Origin of the sequence: Thiohalobacter sp. COW1, assembly GCF_016629505.1 — a bacterium.
GTDB classification, from domain to species: Bacteria; Pseudomonadota; Gammaproteobacteria; order Thiohalobacterales; family Thiohalobacteraceae; genus Thiohalobacter; species Thiohalobacter thiocyanaticus_A.
In genome coordinates, this window is the sequence record NZ_AP024239.1 from 1,764,373 (window position 1) to 1,789,990 (window position 25,618).

Genomic DNA, 25,618 nt, shown 5'->3' on the forward strand with positions numbered 1-25,618 from the left:
TTACTGCGCTGACTGCTTCTCGGCCCACTGCTCGGGGGTGTAGGTCTTCAGCGCCAGGGCATGGATCGCGCCCTGGAAGCCGTCGCCCAGGGTTTTGTAGACGGCCTGGTGCTGCTTGACCATGTTCAGGTCGGCGAAACCGGGGCTGATCACGGTCGCCTCGAAGTGGTCACCGTCACCGGTGACAATAACCTCGGCATCCGGCAGGCCCTTTTCGATCAATTGTTTGACTTCCTCGGCTTGCATGACGTTGGCTCCGCTTTGCTGGTACAAGGCGGGCCATGATAACGGCTTTTGAAGGTGAAGGTAATGGCACCGGGGATCCCCGGCCGGTTCAGTCCCGCGCCAGCGGCAGGATCTCGTCCAGGCTGCTGACCCGGGCGATGTCCAGCATCTGGGCCGGCATGTTGAGCAGGCGCAGTGCCTTGTCCAGCCGCCTGGCCTCGCGCATCCACTCGATGAGCAGGGCCAGGCCGGCGCTGTCGGCCCGCTCCACCCCGCTCAGATCCACATCCAGTGTGCCGGCCGAGGCGAACAGCGGCGCGGCCTGTTGCTGCAGCGCCGGCACGGAGTAAAAGCTCAGATCGCCCTCCACCCGCAGCCGGGCGTCGCCCTCGGGACGGATGCGCGCCTGACTCACTTCTCAGCGCCTCCGCTGGCCTGGCTGTAGAGGAACTGGCCGATGATCTGCTCCAGCACCAGCGCCGACTGGGTCAGGCGGATCTCGTCACCGTCCTCCAGCACCTCCATCGCCCCGCCGGGCTCGAGCGCCACGTACTGCTCGCCCAGCAGGCCGGCGGTGAAGATCTGGGCCGAGGTATCGTCGGGGAACTCGGCGTAGTTCTCATCGATGGCCAGCTGGACCACCGCCTCGAAGCTGGTGGTGTCGTACTCGATGCCGGTGACCCGGCCCACCCGCACCCCGGCCACCGAGACCGGCGCGCGCACCTTCAGTCCGCCGACATTGTCGAACCGGGCCTCCAGGGTATAGGTGCCGTTGCCCTGGCCCAGGGTACTGAGGTTGCTGACCTGCATGGCCAGCATGAACAGGGCCGCCAGGCCCAGGGCCACGAACAGGCCGACCCAGATTTCCAGCACACGTGTACGATCCATATCAGACTTCCCCGAACATCAATGCCGTGAGAACAAAATCCAGCCCCAGCACCGCCAGCGCCGAGTGCACCACCGTGCGGGTGGTGGCCCGGCTCACCCCCTCCGAGGTGGGTACCGTATCATAGCCTTCGAACACCGCGATCCAGGTCACCACGAAGCCGAACACGATGCTCTTGATGACGCCGTTGTAGATATCCTTCTCCAACTCCACGGCCGACTGCATCTGCGACCAGAAGGCGCCTTCATCCACCCCCAGCAGGTTCACCCCGACCAGATAGCCGCCGTAGACGCCCACCGCGCTGAAGATGGCGGCCAGCAGCGGCATGGAGATGAAGCCGGCCAGGAAGCGCGGCGCGATCACGCGCTTGACCGGATCCACCGCCATCATCTCCATGCCGGAGAGCTGCTCGGTGGCCTTCATCAGGCCGATCTCGGCGGTGAGCGCCGAACCGGCGCGGCCGGCGAACAGCAGCGCCGTGACCACCGGCCCCAGTTCGCGCACCAGCGACAGGGCCACCATCACCCCGAGCGATTCCTCGGCGCCGTAATCCACCAGGGTACGGTAGCCCTGCAGTCCCAGCACCATGCCCACGAACAGCCCCGAGACCAGGATGATCAGCAGCGACAGCACGCCGACGGAGTAGATCTGCTGGACCAGCAGCCGCAGCCGCGGCAGCAGGCTGGGCAATCCGGCCAGTACATGCAGCAGGAACAGGTTGCCGCGGCCGAGCCGGCCGAAGAAGTCCAGCCAGACGCGGCCCAGCCGCTGCAGGGCATCGAGCAGTCGCGTGAACACCTCAGCCGGCCTCGTCCAGCAGATCGTCGAGGTAGTCGCGCCCCGGATAATGAAAGGGCACCGGCCCGTCGGGCAGGCCGCGCATGAACTGGTTCACCCAGGGCGAGTCGGAGCGGTTGAGCGCCTCCGGCGGGCCGTGCTCGACCACCTTGCCGTCGGAGACGACATAGATGTAATCGGCGATCGAGGCGGTCTCCTGCACGTCATGGGAGACGATGATCGAGGTCAGGCCGAGGGCATCATTGAGCAGCCGGATCAGCTGCACCAGTGCGCCCATGGAAATGGGATCCTGGCCGGTGAAGGGTTCGTCGTACATGATCATCATCGGATCCAGCGCAATGGCGCGGGCCAGGGCCACGCGCCGGGCCATGCCGCCGGAGAGTTCGTTGGGCATCAGCTCGCGGGCACCGCGCAGGCCCACGGCCTGCAGCTTCATCAGCACCAGGTCGCGGATCAGCCGCTCATCCAGCGCGGTATGCTCGCGCAGCGGGAAGGCGACATTGTCGTAGACCGACATGTCGGTGAGCAGGGCCCCGCTCTGGAACAGCATGCCCATGCGCTTGCGCAACTCATACAGCGCGGTGTGCCCGAGCTTCGGGACCTCCCGGCCGTCGACCCGGATGCTGCCGGCATGGGGCTTGAGCTGCCCGCCGATCAGCCGCAGCAGGGTGGTCTTGCCGGTACCGCTGGGTCCCATGATGGCGGTGACCTTGCCGCGCGGAATGTCGAGATCGATACCGTCGAAGATCCAGCGTCGGCCGCGCGCAAACCGCAGGCCGCGGACCTCGACCAGGCTGGCGGCGGTTGTCTGCTGTTGTTCTTGTGTTTCGCTCACGGGTTGTGGCAGCCCTGTTGATGTCGTCAAGTCAGACGCAATTGCGGATTGTACCAGCAGAAATTCGCTGGCGAATCTACCACGCCGGCCGCTCGCTGTCGCCTCCGCTGCCCCGAGCACTGCGCTTCAGGTATGATTGACCGCCATTACGCGGGATGGTTGCATGTCCAACATCGTACAGTTCAAGCGCCCGAAGGCCGCCGAGAAACACAAGGGCAATACCCTGTGCCGACGCGGCTTTCACAAGTGGGAGCCGGTCAAGGGGACGCCCTTCGACGTCGACAGCGGGCGGCTGGTCACGCGTTATCGCTGCGTGCGCTGCGGCGCCACCCGGACCGAAGCCCGCTGAACCGGGACAATCCGCAGACTCAATGAGGTTGCGTAGACAATGATGTGGCAGTTCCTCCTGGCCGTGATCGGCGGCTTCGCGCTGCTGGTCTGGGGCGCCGATCGCTTCGTGGTCGGCGCCGCCGCCACCGCTCGCAACCTGGGCGTGGCGCCGCTGATCATCGGCCTGACCATCGTCGGCATGGGCACCTCGGCCCCGGAGATGCTGGTCTCGGCCATGGCCGCCTGGGACGGCAATCCCGGCCTGGGCATGGGCAACGCCATCGGCTCCAACATCGCCAACGTCGGCCTGATCCTCGGGCTGACCGCCCTGATCGTGCCGCTGCAGGTCTCCTCCATCACCCTGCGGCGCGAGTTTCCGGTGCTGCTGGGCATCATGCTGGTGGCCTTTATCCTGGTCGCCGACGGCGACCTCAACCGTCTCGACGGCGGCCTGTTACTGCTGGGCATGGGCCTGATGCTGGTGTGGCTGGTCTGGCTCGGCCTCAACAGCCGCGGCGACGGCGTCGATCCACTGCTGGCCGAATACACCGAGGAGATTCCGGTCGGCATGGCCATGCCGGCGGCGCTGGGCTGGCTGGCCCTGGGTCTGGTGGTGCTGCTGGTCAGTTCCCGGGTGCTGATCTGGGGGGCGGTCGGCATCGCCGAGGCGATGGGGGTGTCGGACCTGATCATCGGCCTGACCCTGGTCGCGCTTGGCACCAGCCTGCCGGAGTTGGCGGCCTCCATCATGAGCGCGCTCAAGGGCGAGCACGACATCGCCCTGGGCAATGTCATCGGCTCCAACATGTTCAACCTGCTCGGCGTACTGGGCCTGCCGGGCCTGATCCACCCCAGCGCGGTGGAGCCCGAGATGCTCAGCCGAGACTTTTCCGTCATGGCCGGCCTGACCGTCCTGCTGCTGTTTTTCGCCTACAGCTACCGGCGCCGGGCGCGGCATGTGAACCGTATCGAGGGCGGCGTGCTGCTGCTGGTCTATCTCGGCTACATCGGCCTGTTATACTGGAGCCTCGCGCCTCAGCAGATATAAGGCATCGAAATCATGGAAATCGAATTCAGCGTCAGCAACGTCAAGTGCAACGGCTGCGTGAAGACCATCGAGGATGGCCTGCGCAATGAGCCCGGGGTCGAGTCGGTCCAGGCCGGCCTGGACGGCAGCGTGAAGGTCAGCGGCAGCGATCTCGACCGCGCCGCCCTGGCCGCCCGGCTGGCCGAGCTCGGCTATCCGGAAGCCTGATGGACGCGGCGAAACTGAAGGCCCTGGGGCTGGCCGTCATCGAGACCGAGACGGCCGCGCTCGACGCCCTGCGCGCACGCATCGACGAGCACTTCGTCGCCGCCTGCCGGTTGATGCTGGAGTGCCACGGCCGCGTGGTGGTGCTGGGCATGGGCAAGTCCGGGCACATCGGCGGCAAGATCGCCGCCACGCTCGCCAGCACCGGCACCCCGGCCTTCTTCGTCCACCCCGGCGAGGCCAGCCACGGCGACCTGGGCATGATCACGCCCCGGGACGTGGTGCTGGCCATCTCCAACTCGGGCGAGACCCAGGAACTGCTCACCCTCCTGCCCATCATCAAGCGCCTGGAGGTGCCGCTGATCGCCCTGACCGGCAATCCCGCCTCCACCCTGGCGCGCGCGGCCAACACCCACCTCGACGTGGGCGTGGATCGCGAGGCCTGTCCGCTGGGGCTGGCGCCGACCTCCAGCACCACCGCAACGCTCGCCATGGGCGACGCGCTGGCCATCGCCATGCTGGAGGTGCGCGGCTTCACCGCCGAGGACTTCGCCCTGTCGCACCCCGGCGGCAGCCTGGGCCGGCGCCTGCTGCTGCGCATCGACGACATCATGCATACCGGCGAGACCATCCCGCAGGTGCGCAGTCACGCCCCCATCACCGAGACCCTGCACGAAATGACCCGCAAGGGGCTGGGCATGACCGCGGTGCTGGACGACCAGGACCGGGTCATCGGCATCTTCACCGACGGCGACCTGCGCCGGGCGGTGGACCACAACGTGGACCTGCACAACACCGACGTGGCCTCGCTGATGACGCCCGACTGCATCACCGTCCGCCCCGGCCTGCTCGCGGCCGAGGCGCTGGCCATCATGGACAGCCGCAAGATCAACGCCCTGCTGGTGGTCGACGAGGAACAGCGCCTGGTCGGCGCCCTGGGCATGCACGACCTGCTGCGGGCGGGGGTGGTATAGCCGGACGCAGCGCCCCTGGCGTTGGGCCCTTTTATCAATTCCGCGTCATTTCGATGTCCATACCCGCAGGATGGGGTACCCATGGTGAAGCCCGAATGGATCCTGCGGGAGCAGTAACGAAGCAATCTCACAAGGCTTCCTGAGCATTACGAGATTGCCGCGCCGCTTACGCGGCTCGCAATGACGACGATTTCATTAACGGATCAGAAGACCGACATCATGCAGGACATCATCGCCAAAGCCGCCAACATCAAACTGGTCATCTTCGACGTCGACGGCGTACTCACCGACGGCTCGCTGTTCTACGGCGACGACGGCCAGGAGTACAAGGCCTTCAACTCCCGCGACGGCCACGGCATCAAGATGCTGAAGAAACACGACGTCGAGATCGGCATCATCACCGGGCGCACCTCGCAGGTGGTCGAGCACCGGGTGCGCAACCTGGGCATCACCCATGTCTACCAGGGCCAGCTGGACAAGCTGCCGGCCTTCGAGGAGTTGAGCCAGCACCTCGGGATAACGCCGGAACAATGCGCCTATGTCGGCGACGACGTGGTGGACCTGCCCATCATGACCCGGGTGGGCCTGGCCATCGCGGTGCAGGACGCCCATCCCTTCGTCAAGAAGCACGCCCACTGGATCACGCCCAGCGGCGGCGGACGCGGCGCGGCGCGCGATGTGTGCGAACTGCTGATGGAGGCGCGCGGCGTGCTCGACCGGGAACTGGAAAGCTATCTTTGATCCGTCAGCGACACTGGCCGGTCATGCTCCTGCTGGCGCTGCTCGCCGCCTTGAGCGGGTGGGTCTATCGCCAGGCCACCCAGCCTGTCTCCCCGGAGACGGCGCCGACAGTCCGCCACCCGGATGCCTACGCCACACGCGCGCGCCTGTCGGGTTATACCCCCGACGGGCGGCTGGAGTATCGGTTGTGGGCCGAGCGCATGGAGCACTTTCCCGGTGACGACAGCACCGAACTGCAGCGGCCCTATGCCGAGTTGTACCGCATCGACGCTCCACCCTGGCGCATCAGCGCCCATCACGGCTGGGTCGCCAGCCAGGGCGATGAGATCCGCCTGCGCGGCGAGGTCGAGATACAGCGCGACGGCTCGCCGGCCAACCGGCCGGTGACGGCCTGGTCCGACAGCCTCGACCTGTGGCCGGGGCGCGACTACGCCGCCACCGATGATAAGATCACCTATATCAGCGACGACCTGCGGGTCGAGGCCGTGGGCATGCGTGCCCGGCTCGACACCGGGGAACTGGAACTGCTCTCCGGCGTCCGGGGCGTACACACCCCGGCCCGGACCACCCGATAGGATGACGACCATGTTCAGCCGGCTGTACCGCCTTACCCTGTCCCTGCTCGTGCTTGGATGCGCGATGAACACGCCCGTCCAGGCACTGTCCAGCGACCGCGATCAACCCATGCACATCGAAGCCGACCATGCCGACATCAACGACCAGACCGGCGTGCATGTCTACACCGGCAACGTGGTGGTCACCCAGGGCAGCATGCGGTTGACCGCCGACCACCTGACCCTGCAGATCGAGGCTGGCGAGATCGTCGAGGGCGTCGCCCTGGGCGAGCCCGCCACCTACAAGCAACGCCCGGACAACAAGGATGAGGACGTCTTCGCGGAGTCCCTGCGCATGGAATACTACGCCGGGGACGAGCGCATCGTGCTGATCGAACAGGCCGAAATCACCCAGGCCGGCGACGTCTTCCGCAGCCAACGCATCGTCTACGACGTGGCCCGCGACGTCGTCAATGCCGGCGAAGGCAAGGGCGACCGGGTACGCATCATCCTGCAGCCGCGCAACTCAGGGGAAGAGTAGACCGCATGCCGCGCCTGATCGCCACCGACCTGGTCAAACGCTTCAAGTCCCGTACCGTCGTCGACCGGGTCTCGGTCGAGGTCGCCAGCGGCGAGGCGGTCGGCCTGCTCGGGCCCAACGGCGCCGGCAAGACCACCTGCTTCTACATGATCGTCGGCCTGATTCCCTGTGACGGCGGGCGGATCGAACTCGACGGCCAGGACCTGACCGCGGCCCCCATGCATGTGCGCGCCCGCCACGGCGTGGGCTATCTGCCGCAGGAAGCCTCCGTGTTCCGCAAGCTCAGCGTGCGCGAGAACCTGCTCGCGATCCTGGAGACGCGCAAGGGGCTGGACCGTGCCGGCCGCGAGGAGCGCCTGCAGGCCCTGCTCGCCGAACTGCATATCAGCCACCTGGCCGAACAACCCGGCATCAGCCTGTCCGGCGGCGAACGGCGGCGGGTGGAGATTGCCCGGGCGCTGGCCGCCGAGCCACGCTTCATCCTGCTGGACGAACCCTTCGCCGGGGTCGACCCCATCTCGGTCGGCGATATCCAGCAGATCGTCAAACACCTGTGCGACCGCGACATCGGGGTGCTGATCACCGACCACAACGTGCGCGAGACTTTAGGAATCTGCGATCGGGCCTATATTCTCAATGAAGGCGCCGAGATTGCGGCCGGCAGCCCGACCGAGGTGCTGGCCAACGCACAGGTAAGAACTTGTTATCTTGGCGAAAATTTCAGGCTCTAGCCAATCCCGGCCGATCAGTGGCACAATTAATGCTTGTTAGGGTAGACTCCGCCATTCCGCCAATGCCGCCACGCGAGTCCCGACACACAACTATATGAAACAGTCGATACAGCTTCGTCTTGGCCAGCATCTCACCATGACACCCCAGCTGCAGCAGGCCATACGCCTGCTGCAGCTGTCGACCCTGGAACTGCAGATGGAAATCCAGCAGGCGCTGGACTCCAATCTGATGCTCGAGGCCGTCGACGGCACCGAGCCGGAGACCCAGACCGACACCGAGGACAGCCGCAGCGAGGCCGAAGCCGAAACCGCCGCCGAAACCGCCACGGAGGCAGCCGAAACCAGCGCCGAAACCGAGTACAGCCAGGCCGATTCCGACCTGGGCACCACCGCCACCGACATCCCCGAAGACCTGCCGGTGGACACCGGCTGGGACGACATCTACGACTCCGGCGCGACCAGCTACAGCGCCCCGGCCGGCGACGATGACCGCGACTACCTGGAAACCCACAACAGCGGCAGCGAGAGCCTGCAGGAGCACCTCACCTGGCAGATGGAGATGTCGCCTTTCACCGACACCGACCAGGCCATCGCCACCGCCATCATCGACTCCATCAATGACGACGGCTACCTCGGCATGCCGCTGGAAGACATCCACCAGGGCCTGCTGGAAAGCCATCCGGAACTCGAGCTCGACGAGGTCGAGGCGGTACTGCACCGCATCCAGCACTTCGACCCCATCGGGGTCGGCGCCCGCTCGCCCGGCGAATGCCTGGAGATCCAACTCAAGCAACTCGATCCCGACACGCCCTGGCGCGATACCGCATTGAAACTGATCCAGCAGCACCTGGATCTGCTGGGCGGGCGCGACTACCAGCAACTGATGCGCCGCCTCAAGCTCAGCCAGGAGCAGCTGCAGCAGGTCATCGGCCTGATCCAGACACTCAACCCGCGGCCGGGCTCGGCCATCTCCACCGCCACCGCCGAGTACGTCATCCCCGATGTCTTCGTCCACAAGGACAAGAAGGGGCAGTGGCGGGTGGAACTCAACCCGGACGCCGTACCCAAGCTGCGCATCAATTCCCAGTACGCCGGGATGGTGAAACGGGCCGACAACAGCGCCGACAACAATTACCTGCGCAACCACCTGCAGGAGGCCCGCTGGTTCATCAAGAGCCTGCAGAGCCGCAACGAGACCCTGCTGAAGGTGGGCCGTTGCATTGTCGAGCGGCAGCGCGCATTCTTCGATTATGGAGAAGAGGCGATGAAGCCGCTGGTGCTGCGCGACGTGGCCGAGGCGGTGGAGATGCACGAGTCGACCATCTCGCGGGTGACCACCCAGAAGTACATGCATACCCCGCGCGGTATCTACGAGTTCAAGTATTTCTTCTCCAGCCATGTCGGCACCGCCGACGGCGGCGAATGTTCCGCCACCGCCATACGGGCCATGATCAAGAAGCTGGTCGCGGGGGAAAACCCCGCCAAACCCCTGAGCGACAGCAAGATCGCCGATCTGCTGTCCGAGGAAGGTATCAACGTCGCGCGGCGCACGATCGCCAAATACCGCGAGGCGATGGCCATTCCGCCATCCAACGAGCGCAAGCGCCTCGCCTGAACCCATATACACATCATCCGCACTTAAGGAGTGGCACCATGCAAATCATCCTCACCGGTCACCACGTTGACATCACCGACGCCCTGCGCGACTACGTCAACAGCAAAATGGAGCGCCTGGAACGGCACTTCGACAGCGTGACCGATGTCCATGTCGTACTGAGCGTGGAGAAGCTGCGCCAGAACGCCGAAGCCACCATCAACGTCAACGGCGGCAAGATCTTCGCCGACAGTACCGACGAGGATATGTATGCGGCCATCGATGCCCTGGTCGACAAGCTCGACCGGCAGGTGGTCAAGCACAAGGAAAAGCTCAAGGATCATCACCGCGCCGAAGGCAACAACGTCAAGACATCCACCGCGGAATGAACCCGGCGCCGGGCGTCAGCGCCCGGCAGGAGGACACAGCGGAGACCATGAACATCACCGAACTCATCAGCCCGCAGCGGGTCGTCGCCGGGCTCGGCACCACCAGCAAGAAACGCGCGCTGGAACAACTGGCCGAACTGCTCGCCGGCCACGCGCCCAGCCTGACTCCGGAGGAGATCTTCGACAGCCTGATCGGGCGCGAACGCCTGGGCAGCACCGGGCTGGGCCAGGGCGTGGCCCTGCCCCACGGCCGTCTGGCCGGCCTCAGCGAGCCGGTCGGCGCCTTTGCCAGCCTGGACCCGGCCATCGATTTCGATGCCATCGATCACCAGCCGGTGGATCTGATGTTCGCGCTGCTGGTGCCGGCAGAATCCACCGACGAACACCTGCAGATCCTGGCTGACCTGGCCCGGCGTTTCAGCGACAAGACCTTCACCGACGATCTGCGCCGCGCCGCCACCGGCGAGGAGTTGTACCAGCGCTTTCTGACCCAGGACGCCCGGCAGCGCGAATCGGCATGAGCAGGCATCTGACCGTGGGCGAGCTGTTCGATGCCCTGCAGCGGCGCCTCGGTCTGGCCTGGGTCAGCGGTGACCGCGAACGCCCCCTGCACTTCGACAGCACCGACGACGCCCAGACCGGCTCCCTGGTCGGACATCTTAATTTCATCCACAACCATTGCATCCAGATCATCGACCGGATCGAGCTGGCCTATCTGGACGATCTGGAGCCCGACCGCCGGCGCGAGGCACTGGCTCACCTGTTCAGCCCGGTGACCGACGCCGTCATCCTCGCCCACGAGGCACCGCCGGCCGACCTGCGCAAGGCTGCAGCGGCCAGCGGCACTCCCCTGCTCACCTCCACCCAGCACGGGCCGGAACTGATCAATCACATCGAGTACTACTACACCCATTACCACTCCACCAAGCTGGTGATCCACGGGGTGTTCATGGAAGTGATGGGCATCGGCCTGCTGATCACCGGCGACGCCGCCATCGGCAAGAGCGAGCTGGCGCTGGAGCTGATCAGCCGCGGCCACCGCCTGATCGCCGACGACAGCCCCGAGTTCGCCCAGGTCGCCCCGGATATCCTCAGCGGCAACTGTCCGCCGGTGCTGCGTGACTTCCTGGAGGTGCGCGGCCTTGGTATCCTCAACATCCGCGCCATGTACGGCGAGAGCGCGATCAAATACAGCAAGTACCTGCGCCTCATCATCCACCTGCAGCAGATGAGCGACGACGAACTGCGCCAGATCGACCGCCTGCGCGGCAGCTATCACACCCGGCGCATCCTCGAGGTGGAGGTACCCGAGATCACCCTGCCGGTGGCGCCGGGCCGCAACCTGGCAGTGCTGGTCGAGGCCGCCACCCGCAAGCATATCCTGACCATGCGCGGCCACGACGCCGGCGAGGAACTGATACAACGACAGCGGGAACAGATGCAGCCTTGAAACTGATCATCGTCAGCGGGCTGTCGGGCTCGGGCAAGAGCGTGGCCCTGAACACCCTGGAAGACCTGGGCTACTACTGCGTGGACAACCTGCCGGTGGCGCTGCTGGAACCGCTGGCCCGGGAGTTGACCGCCGCTCGCCAGACGCGGGCCGCCGTGGGCATCGACGCCCGCAACCACCGCCAGGACCTGTCCCGCTTCCGCGACATCCTCGCCGGGCTCGAGACCCAGGATATCCAGGTCGAGATCGTCTTCCTGCAGGCCACGGACGAGACCCTGCTCAAGCGTTTCAGCGAAACCCGCCGCAAGCACCCGCTGACCAGCACTGACACCACCCTAGCCGACGCCATCCGCGGCGAGCGCAACCTGCTCGAACCGATCGCGAGCAGCGCCACGCTGCACATCGACACCACCCATACCAATCTGCACCAGCTGCGCGATCTGGTGCAGGAGCGGCTCTCCGACACCCGGCCCGACGCGCTGTCGCTGCTGTTCAAATCCTTCGGCTACAAGCACGGACTGCCCGACGATGCCGACTTCGTCTTCGACGTACGCTGCCTGCCCAACCCGCACTGGGTCCAGGGCCTGCGGCCGCTCACCGGCCGCGACCAGGCGGTAATCGCCTACCTTGAGGATCAGCCGCCGGTGGATGCCATGTTCCAGGAACTTTGCCGCTTCCTCGACGACTGGCTGCCGGCCTTCGAGAAGGAGAACCGGCGCTACCTGACCGTCGCCCTCGGCTGCACCGGCGGCCAGCACCGCTCGGTATACATGGCGGAAAGGCTGGGCAAACACTTCGCCGGCCGATATCCTTCCGTGCTGGTCCGTCACCGGGAGCTGTCATGAGCGTCGGTCTGCTGATCATCACCCACGGCGAAATCGGCAAAATGCTGCTGCATACCGCCACCCACATGCTCGGCGTGTGCCCGCTGGAGACACGCGCACTGAAGGCGAGCTTCGACTGCGACCCCGACGCGATACTTGCCAGCGCCATCGAATCCGGCCGCGAACTCGACACCGGCATGGGCGTACTGATCCTCACCGACATGTACGGCTCCACCCCCAGCAACATCGCCACCCGGGTGCAGGAACACGTCAGCGCCAGTGTGGTGTCCGGCATCAACCTGCCCATGCTGGTGCGGGTGCTGAACTACCCGCGCCTGAGCCTTCCGGAGTTGGAAGAGAAGGCCTTGTCAGGCGGGCGCGACGGCGTGCTGCTGTGCCACCCGCAGGAACACTGACCCCAGGATGATGCAATGCAGAAAAAAGAACTCACCATCATCAACAAGCTGGGGCTGCACGCACGTGCCGCGGCCAAGCTGGTTACCCTGGCCTCGGAGTTCGACAGCAACATCCAGATCGCCCGCAACGGCCAGCAGGTCAACGGCAAGAGCATCATGGGCATCATGATGCTGGCCGCTTCCAAGGGCACCACCCTGGAGGTGAGCGCCGAGGGCAGCGATGAGACCGAGGCCATGGCGGCCATCGAGAAGTTGATCGGGGAGCGTTTCCATGAATCGGAATAAAGGTGGCTGACAGGTGACGGTGCAGCTTTCCGGCATCGGCGTCTCCCGCGGCATTGCCATCGGCAAGGCCCATCTGCTCGAACGCGATCACCTCGACGTCACCGAATACCGTATCAACGCTGACCTGATCGACGCCGAGGTCGAGCGCTTCCGCCGCGCGCTGGGCGGCGCCCGCGAACAGCTGCGCGGCATCCGCGGCCGTATCCCGCCCGACACCAGCGCCGATATCGTCGAGTTCATCGATACACACCTGCTGATGCTGGAGGACTCCACCCTCACGGTTGCCCCGGAGCTGCTCATCCGCAAGCAGGGCATCAACGCCGAGTGGGCGCTCAAGCAGCAGCGCGACGCCCTGGTGCAGGTGTTCGAAGCCATGGACGACGCCTACCTGCGTACCCGCAAGGACGACATCGACCATGTAGTCAGCCGTATCCAGCGCCTGCTCGTGCACGACGAGAACGTCCAGGACCTCAGCGCCATCGATCACCTCAGGGGCACCATCGTGCTGGCCGACGAACTGACGCCGGCCGACGTCGTACTGCTCTATCACCAGGGTGTAGCCGGCTTTGTCACCGAGTACGGCGGGCCGCTCTCCCACACCGCCATCGTCGCCCGCAGCCTGCGCATCCCCACCATCGTCGGCGTGCACAATATTCACCGCTACATCCAGGACGGCGAGACCCTGGTCCTGGACGGACAGGAGGGCATGGTGCTGGCCGGCGCCGATGCCCTCATGCTCGAACACTACCGGCAGCGCCAGCACCAGGACCAGGAGCGTGCCCATACCCTGGTCAAGACCCGCCTGGAGCCGGCCTGCACGCTGGACGGGGTCTGCGTGCGGCTGTTCGGCAACATCGAATTGACAGAGGACGTCGAAGAGATTCTGGATGCCGGTGCCGAAGGGGTGGGCCTTTACCGTACCGAGTTCCTGTACATGAACCGCGAGGACACACCGGACGAGGACGAGCAACTCGAACACTACCGGGAAGTCATCGAGCAGATGCAGGGTCGGCCGCTGACCATCCGCACCCTGGACCTGGGCGCCGACAAGGCACTCGACACCGAGGCTGCCCATCACTGCACCAATCCCGCCCTCGGCCTGCGCGCCATCCGCCTGTGTCTGCACGACCCGGGGCTGTTCCGTCCCCAGCTGAAGGCGGTGCTGCGGGCTGCGGCCCTGGGCCCGGTTCAGATGATGCTGCCCATGCTCTCCAGCCTGGGCGAACTGCGCCAGACCCTGGCCCTGATCGATGAGGTCAAACATGAACTGACCGTCGAGGGTAAAGCATTCGATCCGGCCATGCCGGTCGGCGGCATGATCGAGGTGCCCGCGGCCGCACTGGCAGCGGACATGTTCGCCGCCGAACTGGATTTTTTGTCCATTGGGACCAACGATCTGATTCAGTATACCCTGGCCATCGACCGGGTCGACGACGAGGTGAATTATCTCTACGACCCCAGTCATCCGGCGGTGCTGTACCTGATCCGGCACATCATCCAGGCCGGTGTCCGCCATCAGGTGCCCGTGTCCATGTGCGGCGAAATGGCCGGCGACCCCCTGTACAGCCGGCTGCTGCTGGGCCTGGGACTGAACAGCTTCAGCATGCAGGCCTCCTCTCTGCTCGAGGTCAAGGACCTGATTCGCCATACCCGGCTGGACCGGATCACGGAACCGGTGGAGACCCTGATGCACACCTGGGACCCGGACCGGCGGGCCGAACTGCTCGAGCAGATCAGGAACCTCCTATGCACGTGATACCGGCCGCGAAAAAACCTGCGACAGGATGACGCCCGCCGACCGACCCTGCTAAACTGCGGCGGAATCAAAGTCTTGCCCCCCAAGGATCCCGCCGCATGGCTGACAGCCACAAGGAAACCGCCCAGGCCCAGGACCATCTGCACAAGGTCTCGGACGCGCTGGCCTCGGGCGCGGCCAGCCGGGTGCGGCGGCTGATCCACAACCTCCGCCCGGCGGAAATCGCCCACGTCCTCGAGTCCATCCCCAAGGACCCCCGCATCATCCTGTGGGAACTGGTCGATCCCGATGACCGCGGCGAGGTGCTGCTGCATGTGGGCGACGAGGTCCGTTCCGGCCTGATCAAGGAGATGGAGGCCGGCGAACTGGTCGCGCTGACCGAGAACCTCGACACCGACGACCTGGCCGACCTGCTGCAGGACCTGCCGGGCACCGTCATCCACGAAGTGCTGCGGTCCATGGACCTGCAGAACCGCCATCGGCTGGAATCGGTCCTGTCCTATTCCGAGGACACCGCCGGCGGCCTGATGAACGTGGATACCATCACGGTCCGGGCCGATGTCAGCCTGGACGTGGTGCTGCGCTATCTGCGCCTGCGCGGCAACCTGCCGGACCTGACCGACAGCCTGATGGTGGTCGACCGCAACGATCGCTATCTCGGCCTGCTGCCGCTGTCCACCCTGCTGACCATGGACCCGGAACTGAGCGTGGCCGAGGTGATGGTGCGCGACGTCGAGGGCATCCAGGCCGAGACCACGGCGGTGCAGGTGGCCAAGCTGTTCGAGGACCGCGACCTGATTTCCGCCCCTGTCATCGACCAGAACGGCCGGCTGGTGGGCCGCATCACCATCGACGACGTGGTCGACGTCATCCGCGACGAGGCCGACCACTCACTGATGAGCATGGCCGGCCTGAACGAGGAAGGCGACATCTTCGCCCCGGTCTTCTCCAGCACCCGGCGCCGCTCCATCTGGCTCGGCATCAACCTGATGACCGCCTTTCTCGCCTCCTGGGTGATCGGCCTGTTCGAGGCCACCCTGCAGCAGATCGTCGCACTTGCCGTGCTGATGCCCATCGTTGCCAGCATGGGCGGCATCGCCGGCAGCCAGACCCTGACCATCGTCATTCGCGGCCTGGCGCTGAACCAGATCGGCAAATCCAACTCACGGCTGTTGATGACCAAGGAGCTGGCCGTGGGCGCGCTCAACGGGATATTGTGGTCGGTCGTGGTCGCGGTGATCGCCGCGCTCTGGTTTCAGAGCGCACAGGTGGGCATCATCATCGGTGCGGCCATCATCATCAACCTGGCCGTCGCGGCGCTGGCCGGCTTTAGCATTCCGCTGGTGCTGCAGCGCATGGGCATCGACCCGGCGCTGGCCGGCAGCGTGCTGCTGACCACCGTCACCGACGTGATCGGCTTCATGGCCTTTCTGGGACTGGGGACGGTGTTCCTGCTGTGATTTCCACACAGGTTGGGCTGAGCCACGCGAAGCCCAACCTACAATGGTTTGTCATTGCGAGCGCAAGCGTGGCAATCTCGTAATGCAGAGGCGATCGGTTGGAGGTTGCCACGGCGTTTCACGCCTCGCAATGACAGAGAAATCAAGGGTTCGCTAGAACGCCCCCTTCGCCCCCGCCTCCATGATCCGCAACAGCTTGTCGTTGATGCCCCGGGCCATTTCCTCCATGTCAGGCGGCAGCGGGGTGTTGTCGATGAGCAGGTTCAGGTCCAGCATCATCAGCCAGGTCTTGCCTTCCGAGTCCTCCACCAGGGCGATGCGGCAGGGCATGTAGGCGGCGAAGATGGCGTTGTGCATGACCATGCGATGGGCATCGCCGGGATTGCAGAACTGCATGATGTGCAGCGGCCCCGAATCCACGCCCCGGGCCTTCAGTTCCTCGGACACCGGCTGATGCGCAACAATCTTCATGTTCAGTTCGGCCGCCTTGGAACGCATGAAGTCCATGGCGTCATCGACGCTGACCCCTTCCTCCAGCGGCATCTTCACCACGGTCTGGGAAATATCGAAACGCTGGATGCCGTTGTCGGCGGCCTCCTCGGCGTGAGCGGAAAACGCCAGGCCCAGCGTCAGCAACAGGCCAGTCAACAGATGTCTCATCTCGGCTCCTTGTCGGAATGGTTATGGATCGATCTTAGTTGATCCCGGCGGATGCGCAACAGCGCGCAGCGCGGACACTGCATCAGCCCTGGTCGTGGCGTACACAGGGCGCCCGGTACTCCTCCGGCACGTTCGGCGGACAGGCGCCGCATTGCTGGTTGCCGGGCACGGCGAAGTCGATCTTGCGGGGATAGGGCAGGTCCATGTTGTCCATGATCTCGACGAACTCCTCCAGCGTCTTGCCATTGCCCAGACGAGGATTGCGGTTCTTCTCCTGACCGATGGTGGTGATCTGGCGACCCTCGTAGTCGTGGCAGGGATAGACCAGGGTCTCGTCGGGCAGGGTGAAGAACTTGTCATGGATGCTGCGGTAGAGGGTGGCGGCATCGCCGGACTGGAAATCGGTGCGCCCGCAGGCCTCGATCAGCAGGGCGTCGCCACTGAACAGCATTTTGTGGGTGCCGCTGTCGATCAGGTAGGCATGATGATGGTCGGTGTGCCCCGGCGTGAACAGGGGGTGGATTTCGATATTGCCCACCCGGAAGGGCTCGCCCTCGCGCACCCCGATATCGGTGCAGGGCAGCTGATCCACCGCCGGGCCGACGATGTGGCTGCCGGTCAGCTCCTTCAACCTTCTGGCCCCGGTCAGGTGATCGGCGTGGATATGGGTATCCAGGGTGAAATCCAGTTTCAGTCCCAATTCCTGCAGCACGGACAGGTCCCGCTCCACCGTGTCCAGTACCGGATCGATCAGGGCGGTCCTGCCCGTATCCGGGCAGTGCACGAGATAGGTATAGGTGGATGAATCCGGTTCGATCATCTGGCGAAACAGCATGCAGCCTCCTTTCGGGGTGATTACGTGGACTCTACTGGCGTCTATAAGGGGAATGGCCGTAAAATACAAGCTTCACCACAATAAACAAGCGGTTAATAACAAGTGCAGCAAGGTCCCGGCTTGACCCGGGTCATTCCGTGCCCGGCGCCCGGGCGCTTTAATTGCCACCGGATATTCAGGGAGAAGCCGCCATGCAGACCAAGATCCTGCTCGACGAGAAAGACATCCCCACCCACTGGTACAACGTCATCGCCGACATGCCCAACCCCCCGGCCCCGGTACTGGCGCCGGACGGGAGTCCGGTGCCGCCGGAGGCGTTGCTGGCCATCTTCCCCGAGGCCCTGGTCGAGCAGGAGGTCAGCGACAAACGCTGGATCGAGATCCCCGAGCCGGTGCGCGAGATCTATCAGCTGTGGCGGCCGTCACCCCTGTGCCGCGCCCACCGGCTGGAGGCGGCGCTGGGCACACCGGCGCGCATCTATTACAAGTACGAGGGTGTGAGTCCTGCCGGCTCGCACAAGCCCAACACCGCCGTGGCCCAGGCCTGGTACAACAAACAGGCTGGCATCAAGCGCCTGGCCACCGAGACCGGTGCCGGTCAGTGGGGCTCCTCGCTGGCCCTGGCCGGGCAGATGTTCGGTCTCGACATCCGGGTCTACATGGTCAAGGTGAGTTACGAGCAGAAACCCTTCCGCCGCTCCATGATGCAGACCTGGGGCGCCGAGGTGCTGGCCAGCCCCACCGACCGGACCGAGTCCGGCCGCCAGATCCTGGCGGCGGACCCCGACTCGCCCGGCTCGCTCGGCATCGCCATCTCCGAGGCGGTGGAAGAAGCCGCCTCGCGCGAGGACACCAACTATGCCCTGGGCTCGGTGCTCAACCATGTGCTGCTGCACCAGACCGTGATCGGCCTGGAAGCCAAGAAGCAGTTCGAGCAGGTCAACGACTATCCCGACGTGGTGCTGGCCCCCTGCGGCGGCGGCTCCAACTTCGGCGGCGCGGCATTCCCCTTCCTGGCCGACAAGGCCGCCGGCAAGCAGGTGCGGCTGGTGGCGGTGGAACCGGCCTCCTGCCCCACGCTCACCCGCGGCCACTATGCCTACGACTTCGGCGACACCGTGGGCCACACCCCGCTGATGAAGATGTACACCCTGGGCCACGACTTCGTCCCGCCCGGCATCCACGCCGGCGGTCTGCGCTACCACGGCGACTCGGCCCTGGTCTCGCAGCTCTACCACGAGGGTCTGATCGAGGCGGTGGCGGTGAAACAGCTGGCCACCTTCGAGGCCGGGGTGCAGTTCGCCCGCGCCGAGGGCATCATCCCCGCGCCGGAGTCCAACCACGCCATCCGCGCCGCCATCGACGAGGCGTTGAAGTGCAGGGAGAGCGGCGAGGCGAAGGCGATCTTCTTCAATCTGTCCGGTCACGGCCACTTCGACATGGCCTCCTACGACCGCTACTTCAGCGGCGAACTGGAGGACTACGAATATCCGGAAGAGCAGATCAACGCCGCACTGGAGCGGCTGCCGAAGGTGGGTTAAAACGCCCCGAAGCCTGACATGGACACATGATCCATGCAGGTCGGGTCAGCCGCAGCGTAACCCGACACAAACGCGGGCCATTGTCGGGTTACGCCCTTTCGGGCTAACCCGACCTACGAGATCGATCGAAGAATTCAGGAGACAGAAAGGATCTCGGCTTTCCCGTCGGACCTGTCGATTACGAGTTCAAGCTCGCAATAGGCGGGCTCACTCGCCGGGTCATCGCCGCAGCTGCAGCCGGCCAGGATCTGCTGGAAGAACACACCCACCCGCAGACGCAGGGCAGCGTCCGCTTCCGCCTGCCGGATCAGGGTCAGCGTCAGCCCCCGGGTATCGGCGTGCCCTGTATCCGTAACGAGGGGGAGGGAATCCGGCCCCAGGGCACTCAGTTCATCCTTCAATACCTCGGCAAAGTCCGTCCGACCCCAGGCCGCCAGGCTGGCGGTCAGCCGCGGCTTCACTCGCCCGCCACGGTCATGGACTCGATCAGGATCGAGCCGGTGCGGATGTTGCCGCGGGTTTCCAGGTCGTTGCCGATGGCGACGATATTCATCAACATCTGCTTGAGATTGCCGGCCACGGTGATCTCCTCCACCGGGTACTGGATCCGGCCGTTCTCCACCCAGAAGCCGGCCGCGCCGCGCGAGTAGTCGCCGGTGACCAGGTTCACGCCCTGCCCCATCAGTTCGGTCACCAGCAGGCCGGTGCCCATCTCACGGATCAGGTCGTGGATGTCCTTATCGCTGGTATCCACGCTCAGGTTATGCACGCCGCCGGCATTGCCGGTGGTCTCCATGCCGAGCTTGCGCGCCGAATAGCTGTCCAGGATATAGCCCTGCAGCACGCCGTCGGCGACCAGGTCGCGCGCCAGCGTCGCCACGCCCTCGTTGTCGAAGGGCGCGCTGCCCAGCGCCCGCGGCAGGTGAGGCTGCTCGTAGACATGCATGAAGTCGGGGAACACCTGTTTGCCCAGGTGATCGAGCAGAAAGCTGGACTTGCGATACAGGTTACCGCCGCGGATCGCACCGGTGAAGTTGCGCAGCAGGCCGGTGGCCACCTCAGCGGCAAAGATCACCGGCACCTGGCGGGTGCCCAGACGACGGCCGTCCAGCCGCCGCACGGTGCGCTCGGCGGCCATGCGGCCCACGGCGTCGGCGTCCTCCAGCTCCCCGCTCAGGCGCGAGACCGTATACCAGTAGTCGCGCTGCATGTGCCCGCCCTGTTCGCCGATCAGCGCGCAACTCAGGCTGTGACGGCTGCTGGGGTAGCCGCCGAGAAAACCGTGGCTGTTGCCGTAGACCCGCAGACCCTGATGGCTGTTGACCGTCGCCCCCTCGGAATTGGTGATGCGCGGGTCGGTGTCCAGACCGGCGCGCTCGCACTCGCGGGCGATGTCGATGGCCTCATCCGCGGACAGATCCCAGGGATGGTAGAGGTCCAGGTCCGGCACTTCGCGCGCCATGCGCTCGGCCGGGGCCAGGCCGGCGGCGGTGTCCTCGCTGGTATAGCGGGCGATGTCGCAGGCCGCCTGCACCGTCTCGCGGATGGTCTCGGGGCGGAAGTCCGAGGTGCTGGCCGAGCCCTTGCGCTGACCGAAGTAGACGGTCAGGCCCAGGCCGCGGTCGCGGTGGAACTCCAGCGTCTCGACCTCGCCCTTGCGCACCGTCACGCCCAGGCCGACATCCATGGACACGGCCGCCTCGGCCGCGCTGGCGCCGGCGGCACCGGCCTGTTCCAGGATCTCCCCCACCATCCGTTCCAGACGGCCGATATCGGGCAGGGTGGTATCGTGGGTCGCGGGCTCGGGATTCTGCTTGCTCATGAAGGATTCTCTACGGATTCACCAGACGGCCATGGTAAAGGAATGTCCGTCCCCGCCCAAGACCGGCCGTGGCATACCCTGCAGCGTGCCGGGTATGCTATCTTGAATCCATCCCTGTACCGCAACCCGCCCGCCCCCATGCACAAGCAACCGGACCCGGCCCCAGAGCAGGAAGACGACGAGGGCCCCAGCAAATCCCAGCTCAAGCGTGAGGCCCATGCCCTGCTGGAACTGGGCCGTACCCTGGTGGAACTGCCGGAAGGGCGGCTGGCCGCCCTGCCGCTGGACGACAAACTGCGCGACGCGGTCCAGCTCGCCCGCCGCATCCACGCCCGCAGCGGGCGCAAGCGCCAGATCCAGTACATCGGCAAGCTGCTGCGCAACGGCGACCCCCAGCCCGTCATCGACGCCCTGGCGGCCATCCAGCAGGAAGACCGCCGCGCCGCACGCGCCTTCCACCAGCTCGAGGACTGGCGCGAGCGTTTCATTCACGAGGGCGACGAGGCGGTGGGCGACTGGCTGGTGCAGTATCCCGGCACCGACCGCCAGCACCTGCGCCAACTCATCCGGCAGGCACAGAAGGACTACAGGGAAAACAGGACGAAGGGGCCGCGGGCGCTGTTCCGGTTTCTGCGTGAGGTGGCGGCATCACACACCGCGGACGAACCCTGAATTACCCTCTCCCAGGGCGGGAGAGGGCGAAGGGACGACAGCTGGAGAATCAGATTCAGTCGCGACTGTAGGGTGCGGCACCGGGCTCGGAGATTTCGCTCTCCTCCGGCGGCGACAGCCGGCCCTCGCCTTCGAAGGCGCTGAACTCGCTGCTGTCGAGGTGACCGTCCTGGTTGGCGTCCGCCTTGTCCCAGTTGGCCTCCAGGCCCTTGTGCGCGCCGGCCTCCTCGGCACTGATGTAGCCGTCACCGTCGCGATCCAGGGTCTCGAAGGTCATCGCACCCATTTCGTTCTCATCCGACATCATCGCCTTCTCGCCGGCGGAAGCGGTTCCACCCAGCACCAGCAGCGCGGCTGCCAGCCCGGTGATCATCGTGTTTCTGGACATTGCCTTTCTCCCTGTTATTGGGTTGCCAAGGTCTTGCACGAAGAAAGTATAGCCGGCCGCTGCAAGCCTGCCGGGCGGGAACGGGGCCGGCGGGCGGAGAATCGCCGGAAGCTGATATAAATCAACCGGCGCGGCCTGCCGGCAGCCGTCACCGCACCCGCCGCCGCAGCCGCCGGAAAACGGCCTTCTCCAGTTCCACCAGCGCGAACAGCACCGCCCCGAAGGCCAGGATGATGCCCCATTCCCCCCAGCCCAGGGCGGCGGTCCCGAACAGGAACTGCAGCGGCGGGGCATAGGTGAACAGGCCCTGCAGGATGACCAGAACGCCCACGGCGATGAGCACGGCGCGGCTGCCCAGCAGGCCGGTGCGGTTGAACACCGGCTCCAGGATGTAGCGGCTGTTGAACAGGTAGACCAGCTCGCCCATGACCAGGGTGTTGATGGCCACGGTCCGCGCCACCTCCACCGCCGCGCCCTGCCACTCCAGCCACAGGAAGTGGCCGAAGGTCCCCGCCAGCAGCAGCGCCGAGACGAAGACCACGCGCCAGACCAGGAAACCCGACAGCACCGGCGTACCGGGCGGCCGCGGCGGGCGGCGCATGACCCCGGGCTCGGTGGGCTCGAAGGCCAGCGCGAGTCCCAGGGTGACGGCGGTGACCATGTTCACCCACAGCACCTGCGCCGGCATGAGCGGCAGGGTCATCCCCAGCAGCACGGCGGCCATGATGGTGAGGGCCTCACCACCGCTGGTGGGCAGAATGTAGAGGATGGCCTTGCGCAGGTTGTCATAGACGGTGCGGCCCTCCTCCACGGCATGAGCGATGGAGGCGAAGTTATCGTCGGCGAGCACCATCTCGGCGGCCTCGCGGGCGGCTTCGGAGCCCTTGATGCCCATGGCCACCCCCACATCGGCACGCTTGAGCGCCGGGGCGTCGTTGACCCCGTCGCCGGTCATGGCCACCACCTGGTCGTTGGCCTGGATGGCGCGCACCAGCCGCAGCTTGTGTTCCGGAGTGGCGCGGGCGAACACGTCCACCTCCCGCACCGTCTGCGTCAGCCGGGCATCGGACAGCGGTTCCAGTTCATGCCCCGGCATGACCCCGCCGCCGGTGCGGATGCCGAGCTCGTCGGCGATGGCCCGGGCGGTGACCGCATGATCGCCGGTGATCATCTTCACCCGGATGCCGGCCTCCTGACACTGCCTGACCGCCTCGATGGCCTCGGCCCGGGGCGGGTCGATGATGCCGCACACGGCCACCAGGGTCAGGCCGCCGTTCTCAATATCCGAAAACTCCAGCGTGCGCTTGTCCGCGTCCACCTCCCGTACCGCCAGCGCCAGCAGACGCTGGCCGCGGGCGGCGATGGCGTTCATGCGCTGCTCCCAGCGGTCACGCTCAACGGTCCGGTCGCCGGCACGGGTGCGTTCCCGCTCGCACACGGCCAGCACGCGTTCGGGCGCGCCCTTGAGCAGAATAAAGCCGCGCTGGTCCCCGTAATGGCGGTGATGCAGGGTGACCATGAACTTGTAGGCGGATTCGAAGGGGATCACGTCGTCGCGGGGGTAGCGTTCGCCGGTCTCGACGGGATCCAGACCGCCCTTGCGCGCCGCGGTGACCAGCGCGCCTTCCGTCGGGTCGCCCTCCAGCTCCCACACGCCGTCGCGCTGATGCAGTTCGGCATCGTTGCACAGCAGAATGCCGCGCAGCGTCTCGGCCAGCACCGGGTGATCCTCGGGGTCCACGTCATGGCCGTCCCGGTTGAAGCCGCCGTGGGGCTCGTAGCCCACACCGCTGACCTCGAAGGTATCCTCGGCGGTGACAATGGTCTTGACGGTCATCTCGTTGCGGGTGAGCGTGCCGGTCTTGTCGGTGCAGATGGTGGCGACCGAGCCCAGCGTCTCCACCGCCGGCAGGCGCCGGATGATGGCATTGCGCGCGGCCATGCGCTGCACGCCGATGGCCAGGGTAATGGTCATGATGGCGGGCAGCCCCTCGGGGATGGCGGCCACCGCCAGGCTCACCGCCGCGAGAAAGGTGTCCAGGAACGCGTAGTCCCGCACCCAGTAGCCGAAGGCGAAGGTGAAGCCGGCCAGCACCAGGATGGCCAGGGACAGCCAGCGTCCGAATACGCCGATGTCGCGCAGCAGCGGCGTGGTGAGGGTCTCCACCTCCTCGAGCAGGGTGGAGATGCGCCCGATCTGGGTGTCCGCACCGGTGCCGACCACCAGCCCCCGCCCCTGGCCGAAGGCGACCAGGGTGCCGGAGAACGCCATGCAGCTGCGATCGCCCAGATCCGCCTCCGCCCCGACCGCTGCGGTCTGCTTGTCCACGGCCACCGATTCGCCGGTGAGCAGCGCTTCGTCGATGCGCAGGTTGTGCGTCCGCAGCAGGCGCAGATCGGCGGGCACCTTGTCGCCCGCCTGCAGGAACACCAGGTCGCCGGGCACCAGTTCCTCGGCAGGCACGGTGCGCCGCTGACCGTCGCGCAGCACCAGGGCCCGGGGCGAGAGCATGCCGCGGATCGCGTCCAGCGCCTGCTCCGCCCTGCCCTCCTGGATGAAGCCGATGATGGCGTTGATGAACACCACGCCCAGGATCACCCCGGTGTCCACCCAGTGGCGCAGGAAGGCGGTGCCGACCGCGGCGGCGATCAGCACGTAGATGAGTACATTGTGGAACTGCAGCAGGAAGCGTCTGAGCGGGCCGGTGCGCTCCGGGGCCGGGAGACGGTTGTAACCGTAGCGCTCCAGGCGCTCGCGCACCTGTGTGTCCAACAGGCCCTGCTCCGTGGCGTCGAGCCGGGCCAGGGCTTCATCGCGTTGCAGGCTGTGCCAGGCAGGTGTGTCCGGCGGGGCATCGTTCATGATGGGGGCATTCCAGGCTCACATCAGGTGTAGCTGAAGCATACACCCGTCGCGATCAGGAGGCAGTCCGGGGGGCGAAAAAAAACGTGGCACCGACACCGGCTCCGGCTGAAATCCTGAAGCCGCCGTGGCATATGGATCCCGGCTGGTGCCTGTGCCGGCGTAGGCCGGTACCGGAATGACAGTAACTGGCGGTTTGTATCTGGCGCATCCGGCCCCTGTTACTCAAGGCCTGGAATGTTCGCTTACCTGAGCGGTGGAAACGGCGCCGGGTCCGTGAATACCCAGTTACGGTCCTTCACCGGGGTATGGCATGAGATGCAGACCTGCATGCCGCCGTCGAAGGGCTTCTGCTCCAGCCCCACCCAGCGCGCCCAGCCCCAGCCATGGGTGTCGGCGTATTGCCCGCTGTCCCGGAACATGAACTCGGCATGGACGAACTCACCGGGTGCGGTCGCCGCCTCCCAGTTCTCGAGTTGGACATCCTTCCACACCACCTTGCCCAGAACGGCGCCGTCAGGCCAGGGATCGGTCTGCCCCGCACGCGCCGCCTGCACCGCCGCCGCGTTGCCCAGGATCACCCGCAGGGTGTTGTTGTCGGTGCGATGCGAAACCGCGATGGTCGACCATTCCTGCCAGCCTTCCGGGTAGGCGATGCCGTGCGAAGGCCCGGGAATATCGCCGGCCGGGGACAGCCCCGGCAGCGTCATGACCAGCGCGGGGACCAACAACCGTGCCGTGTATTTCATAAGCGCACCTCGCATATGGGTCAGTTTCGTTGCGGGACCGGACATCG

31 protein-coding genes are annotated in these 25,618 nt (G+C 65.9%); 19 read left to right on the plus strand and 12 right to left on the minus strand.

Translation table 11 applies throughout. The annotated features are described in order from the left end of the window. The 5 genes from COW1_RS08220 to COW1_RS08240 all read right to left on the minus strand — a co-directional run bounded on the left by COW1_RS08220 (position 1) and on the right by COW1_RS08240 (position 2,744). Positions 1 to 246 (minus strand): BolA family protein, encoded by a 246-nt coding sequence (locus COW1_RS08220; RefSeq protein ID WP_096365382.1) that lies wholly within the window; start codon positions 244 to 246, stop codon positions 1 to 3. Between the two features lie 88 nt (positions 247 to 334). After that, positions 335 to 640: a lipid asymmetry maintenance protein MlaB gene (locus COW1_RS08225; protein ID WP_197702999.1), complete on the minus strand. Its 306-nt coding sequence runs from the start codon at positions 638 to 640 to the stop codon at positions 335 to 337. Continuing rightward, on the minus strand, positions 637 to 1,113 hold the full coding sequence (gene mlaD / locus COW1_RS08230; protein ID WP_096365380.1) for an outer membrane lipid asymmetry maintenance protein MlaD: 477 nt from the start codon (positions 1,111 to 1,113) through the stop codon (positions 637 to 639). Before mlaD ends, COW1_RS08225 begins: the two co-directional genes overlap by 4 nt. A 1-nt stretch (position 1,114) precedes the next feature. Beyond that, entirely contained in the window at positions 1,115 to 1,897 is a 783-nt protein-coding gene (gene mlaE, locus COW1_RS08235; RefSeq protein ID WP_096367497.1) for a lipid asymmetry maintenance ABC transporter permease subunit MlaE, read from the minus strand. Positions 1,898 to 1,910: 13 nt separating this feature from the next. Next, a complete protein-coding gene (locus COW1_RS08240) occupies positions 1,911 to 2,744 on the minus strand; it encodes an ABC transporter ATP-binding protein (RefSeq protein ID WP_201345972.1) in 834 nt (277 codons plus the stop codon). A gap of 163 nt (positions 2,745 to 2,907) precedes the next feature. Here COW1_RS08240 and COW1_RS08245 point away from each other — a divergent pair, with 163 nt between their 5' ends. The 17 genes from COW1_RS08245 to mgtE all read left to right on the plus strand — a co-directional run bounded on the left by COW1_RS08245 (position 2,908) and on the right by mgtE (position 16,041). Then, positions 2,908 to 3,093 (plus strand): hypothetical protein, encoded by a 186-nt coding sequence (locus COW1_RS08245; protein ID WP_096365378.1) that lies wholly within the window; start codon positions 2,908 to 2,910, stop codon positions 3,091 to 3,093. A 42-nt stretch (positions 3,094 to 3,135) separates the two neighbouring features. After that, entirely contained in the window at positions 3,136 to 4,122 is a 987-nt protein-coding gene (locus tag COW1_RS08250; RefSeq protein ID WP_096367495.1) for a calcium/sodium antiporter, read from the plus strand. A gap of 12 nt (positions 4,123 to 4,134) precedes the next feature. Beyond that, a complete protein-coding gene (locus tag COW1_RS08255; protein ID WP_096365376.1) occupies positions 4,135 to 4,329 on the plus strand; it encodes a heavy-metal-associated domain-containing protein in 195 nt (64 codons plus the stop codon). Beyond that, a complete protein-coding gene (locus COW1_RS08260) occupies positions 4,329 to 5,300 on the plus strand; it encodes a KpsF/GutQ family sugar-phosphate isomerase (protein ID WP_201345973.1) in 972 nt (323 codons plus the stop codon). Before COW1_RS08255 ends, COW1_RS08260 begins: the two co-directional genes overlap by 1 nt. A gap of 180 nt (positions 5,301 to 5,480) precedes the next feature. Next, complete coding sequence (gene kdsC / locus COW1_RS08265) at positions 5,481 to 6,041, plus strand: 3-deoxy-manno-octulosonate-8-phosphatase KdsC (RefSeq protein WP_255534307.1); 561 nt, start codon at positions 5,481 to 5,483, stop codon at positions 6,039 to 6,041. After that, complete coding sequence (lptC, locus tag COW1_RS08270) at positions 6,038 to 6,616, plus strand: LPS export ABC transporter periplasmic protein LptC (RefSeq protein WP_201345974.1); 579 nt, start codon at positions 6,038 to 6,040, stop codon at positions 6,614 to 6,616. Before kdsC ends, lptC begins: the two co-directional genes overlap by 4 nt. A gap of 10 nt (positions 6,617 to 6,626) precedes the next feature. Further along, a complete protein-coding gene (gene lptA, locus COW1_RS08275) occupies positions 6,627 to 7,136 on the plus strand; it encodes a lipopolysaccharide transport periplasmic protein LptA (RefSeq protein WP_201345975.1) in 510 nt (169 codons plus the stop codon). Between the two features lie 5 nt (positions 7,137 to 7,141). Then, the gene (gene lptB, locus COW1_RS08280; protein ID WP_201345976.1) at positions 7,142 to 7,867 is read left to right on the plus strand and encodes an LPS export ABC transporter ATP-binding protein; all 726 of its coding nucleotides are present in this window, start codon (positions 7,142 to 7,144) and stop codon (positions 7,865 to 7,867) included. A gap of 94 nt (positions 7,868 to 7,961) precedes the next feature. Next, the gene (locus tag COW1_RS08285; protein WP_096365364.1) at positions 7,962 to 9,482 is read left to right on the plus strand and encodes an RNA polymerase factor sigma-54; all 1,521 of its coding nucleotides are present in this window, start codon (positions 7,962 to 7,964) and stop codon (positions 9,480 to 9,482) included. Positions 9,483 to 9,520: 38 nt separating this feature from the next. Then, the gene (hpf, locus tag COW1_RS08290; protein ID WP_096365362.1) at positions 9,521 to 9,850 is read left to right on the plus strand and encodes a ribosome hibernation promoting factor; all 330 of its coding nucleotides are present in this window, start codon (positions 9,521 to 9,523) and stop codon (positions 9,848 to 9,850) included. Positions 9,851 to 9,897: 47 nt separating this feature from the next. Further along, entirely contained in the window at positions 9,898 to 10,371 is a 474-nt protein-coding gene (gene ptsN / locus COW1_RS08295) for a PTS IIA-like nitrogen regulatory protein PtsN (protein ID WP_096367494.1), read from the plus strand. After that, positions 10,368 to 11,300 (plus strand): HPr(Ser) kinase/phosphatase, encoded by a 933-nt coding sequence (gene hprK / locus COW1_RS08300; protein ID WP_096365360.1) that lies wholly within the window; start codon positions 10,368 to 10,370, stop codon positions 11,298 to 11,300. The genes ptsN and hprK overlap by 4 nt, the downstream gene beginning before the upstream one ends. Continuing rightward, entirely contained in the window at positions 11,297 to 12,145 is an 849-nt protein-coding gene (gene rapZ, locus COW1_RS08305) for an RNase adapter RapZ (RefSeq protein WP_096365358.1), read from the plus strand. Before hprK ends, rapZ begins: the two co-directional genes overlap by 4 nt. Continuing rightward, positions 12,142 to 12,540 (plus strand): PTS sugar transporter subunit IIA, encoded by a 399-nt coding sequence (locus tag COW1_RS08310; RefSeq protein WP_096365356.1) that lies wholly within the window; start codon positions 12,142 to 12,144, stop codon positions 12,538 to 12,540. The genes rapZ and COW1_RS08310 overlap by 4 nt, the downstream gene beginning before the upstream one ends. A 15-nt stretch (positions 12,541 to 12,555) precedes the next feature. Continuing rightward, on the plus strand, positions 12,556 to 12,825 hold the full coding sequence (locus tag COW1_RS08315; protein WP_096365354.1) for an HPr family phosphocarrier protein: 270 nt from the start codon (positions 12,556 to 12,558) through the stop codon (positions 12,823 to 12,825). Positions 12,826 to 12,838: 13 nt separating this feature from the next. Continuing rightward, the gene (gene ptsP, locus COW1_RS08320; protein WP_096365352.1) at positions 12,839 to 14,581 is read left to right on the plus strand and encodes a phosphoenolpyruvate--protein phosphotransferase; all 1,743 of its coding nucleotides are present in this window, start codon (positions 12,839 to 12,841) and stop codon (positions 14,579 to 14,581) included. Positions 14,582 to 14,679: 98 nt separating this feature from the next. Continuing rightward, positions 14,680 to 16,041, plus strand: a complete 1,362-nt coding sequence (gene mgtE / locus COW1_RS08325) for a magnesium transporter (protein WP_096365350.1) — start codon at positions 14,680 to 14,682, stop codon at positions 16,039 to 16,041. A gap of 153 nt (positions 16,042 to 16,194) precedes the next feature. On the opposite strand, the gene COW1_RS08330 is transcribed toward mgtE, so the two are convergent. Beyond that, positions 16,195 to 16,701 carry a DUF302 domain-containing protein gene (locus COW1_RS08330; protein WP_096365348.1) on the minus strand — a complete coding sequence of 169 codons (507 nt, stop codon included), beginning with the start codon at positions 16,699 to 16,701 and terminating at the stop codon, positions 16,195 to 16,197. Positions 16,702 to 16,783: 82 nt separating this feature from the next. Continuing rightward, positions 16,784 to 17,536: an MBL fold metallo-hydrolase gene (locus tag COW1_RS08335; RefSeq protein ID WP_201345977.1), complete on the minus strand. Its 753-nt coding sequence runs from the start codon at positions 17,534 to 17,536 to the stop codon at positions 16,784 to 16,786. Between the two features lie 191 nt (positions 17,537 to 17,727). On the opposite strand from COW1_RS08335, the gene COW1_RS08340 reads away from it, so the two are divergent. Next, positions 17,728 to 19,077: a TrpB-like pyridoxal phosphate-dependent enzyme gene (locus COW1_RS08340; RefSeq protein WP_096365344.1), complete on the plus strand. Its 1,350-nt coding sequence runs from the start codon at positions 17,728 to 17,730 to the stop codon at positions 19,075 to 19,077. Between the two features lie 134 nt (positions 19,078 to 19,211). Here COW1_RS08340 and COW1_RS08345 read toward each other — a convergent pair whose 3' ends face one another. Next, positions 19,212 to 19,538 carry a glucosamine--fructose-6-phosphate aminotransferase gene (locus tag COW1_RS08345; protein ID WP_096365342.1) on the minus strand — a complete coding sequence of 109 codons (327 nt, stop codon included), beginning with the start codon at positions 19,536 to 19,538 and terminating at the stop codon, positions 19,212 to 19,214. After that, positions 19,535 to 20,899 (minus strand): metalloprotease PmbA, encoded by a 1,365-nt coding sequence (gene pmbA / locus COW1_RS08350; RefSeq protein WP_201343803.1) that lies wholly within the window; start codon positions 20,897 to 20,899, stop codon positions 19,535 to 19,537. The genes COW1_RS08345 and pmbA overlap by 4 nt, the downstream gene beginning before the upstream one ends. Before the next feature lie 102 nt (positions 20,900 to 21,001). Here pmbA and yjgA point away from each other — a divergent pair, with 102 nt between their 5' ends. Continuing rightward, on the plus strand, positions 21,002 to 21,571 hold the full coding sequence (yjgA, locus tag COW1_RS08355; protein ID WP_201343804.1) for a ribosome biogenesis factor YjgA: 570 nt from the start codon (positions 21,002 to 21,004) through the stop codon (positions 21,569 to 21,571). Between the two features lie 55 nt (positions 21,572 to 21,626). On the opposite strand, the gene COW1_RS08360 is transcribed toward yjgA, so the two are convergent. The 3 genes from COW1_RS08360 to COW1_RS08370 form a co-directional block, all read right to left on the minus strand. Beyond that, on the minus strand, positions 21,627 to 21,959 hold the full coding sequence (locus COW1_RS08360) for a hypothetical protein (RefSeq protein WP_201343805.1): 333 nt from the start codon (positions 21,957 to 21,959) through the stop codon (positions 21,627 to 21,629). A 148-nt stretch (positions 21,960 to 22,107) separates the two neighbouring features. Continuing rightward, positions 22,108 to 24,822: a cation-transporting P-type ATPase gene (locus tag COW1_RS08365; RefSeq protein ID WP_201343806.1), complete on the minus strand. Its 2,715-nt coding sequence runs from the start codon at positions 24,820 to 24,822 to the stop codon at positions 22,108 to 22,110. A gap of 245 nt (positions 24,823 to 25,067) precedes the next feature. Further along, positions 25,068 to 25,571: a cytochrome P460 family protein gene (locus tag COW1_RS08370; protein WP_201343807.1), complete on the minus strand. Its 504-nt coding sequence runs from the start codon at positions 25,569 to 25,571 to the stop codon at positions 25,068 to 25,070. Positions 25,572 to 25,618: the final 47 nt, after the last annotated feature.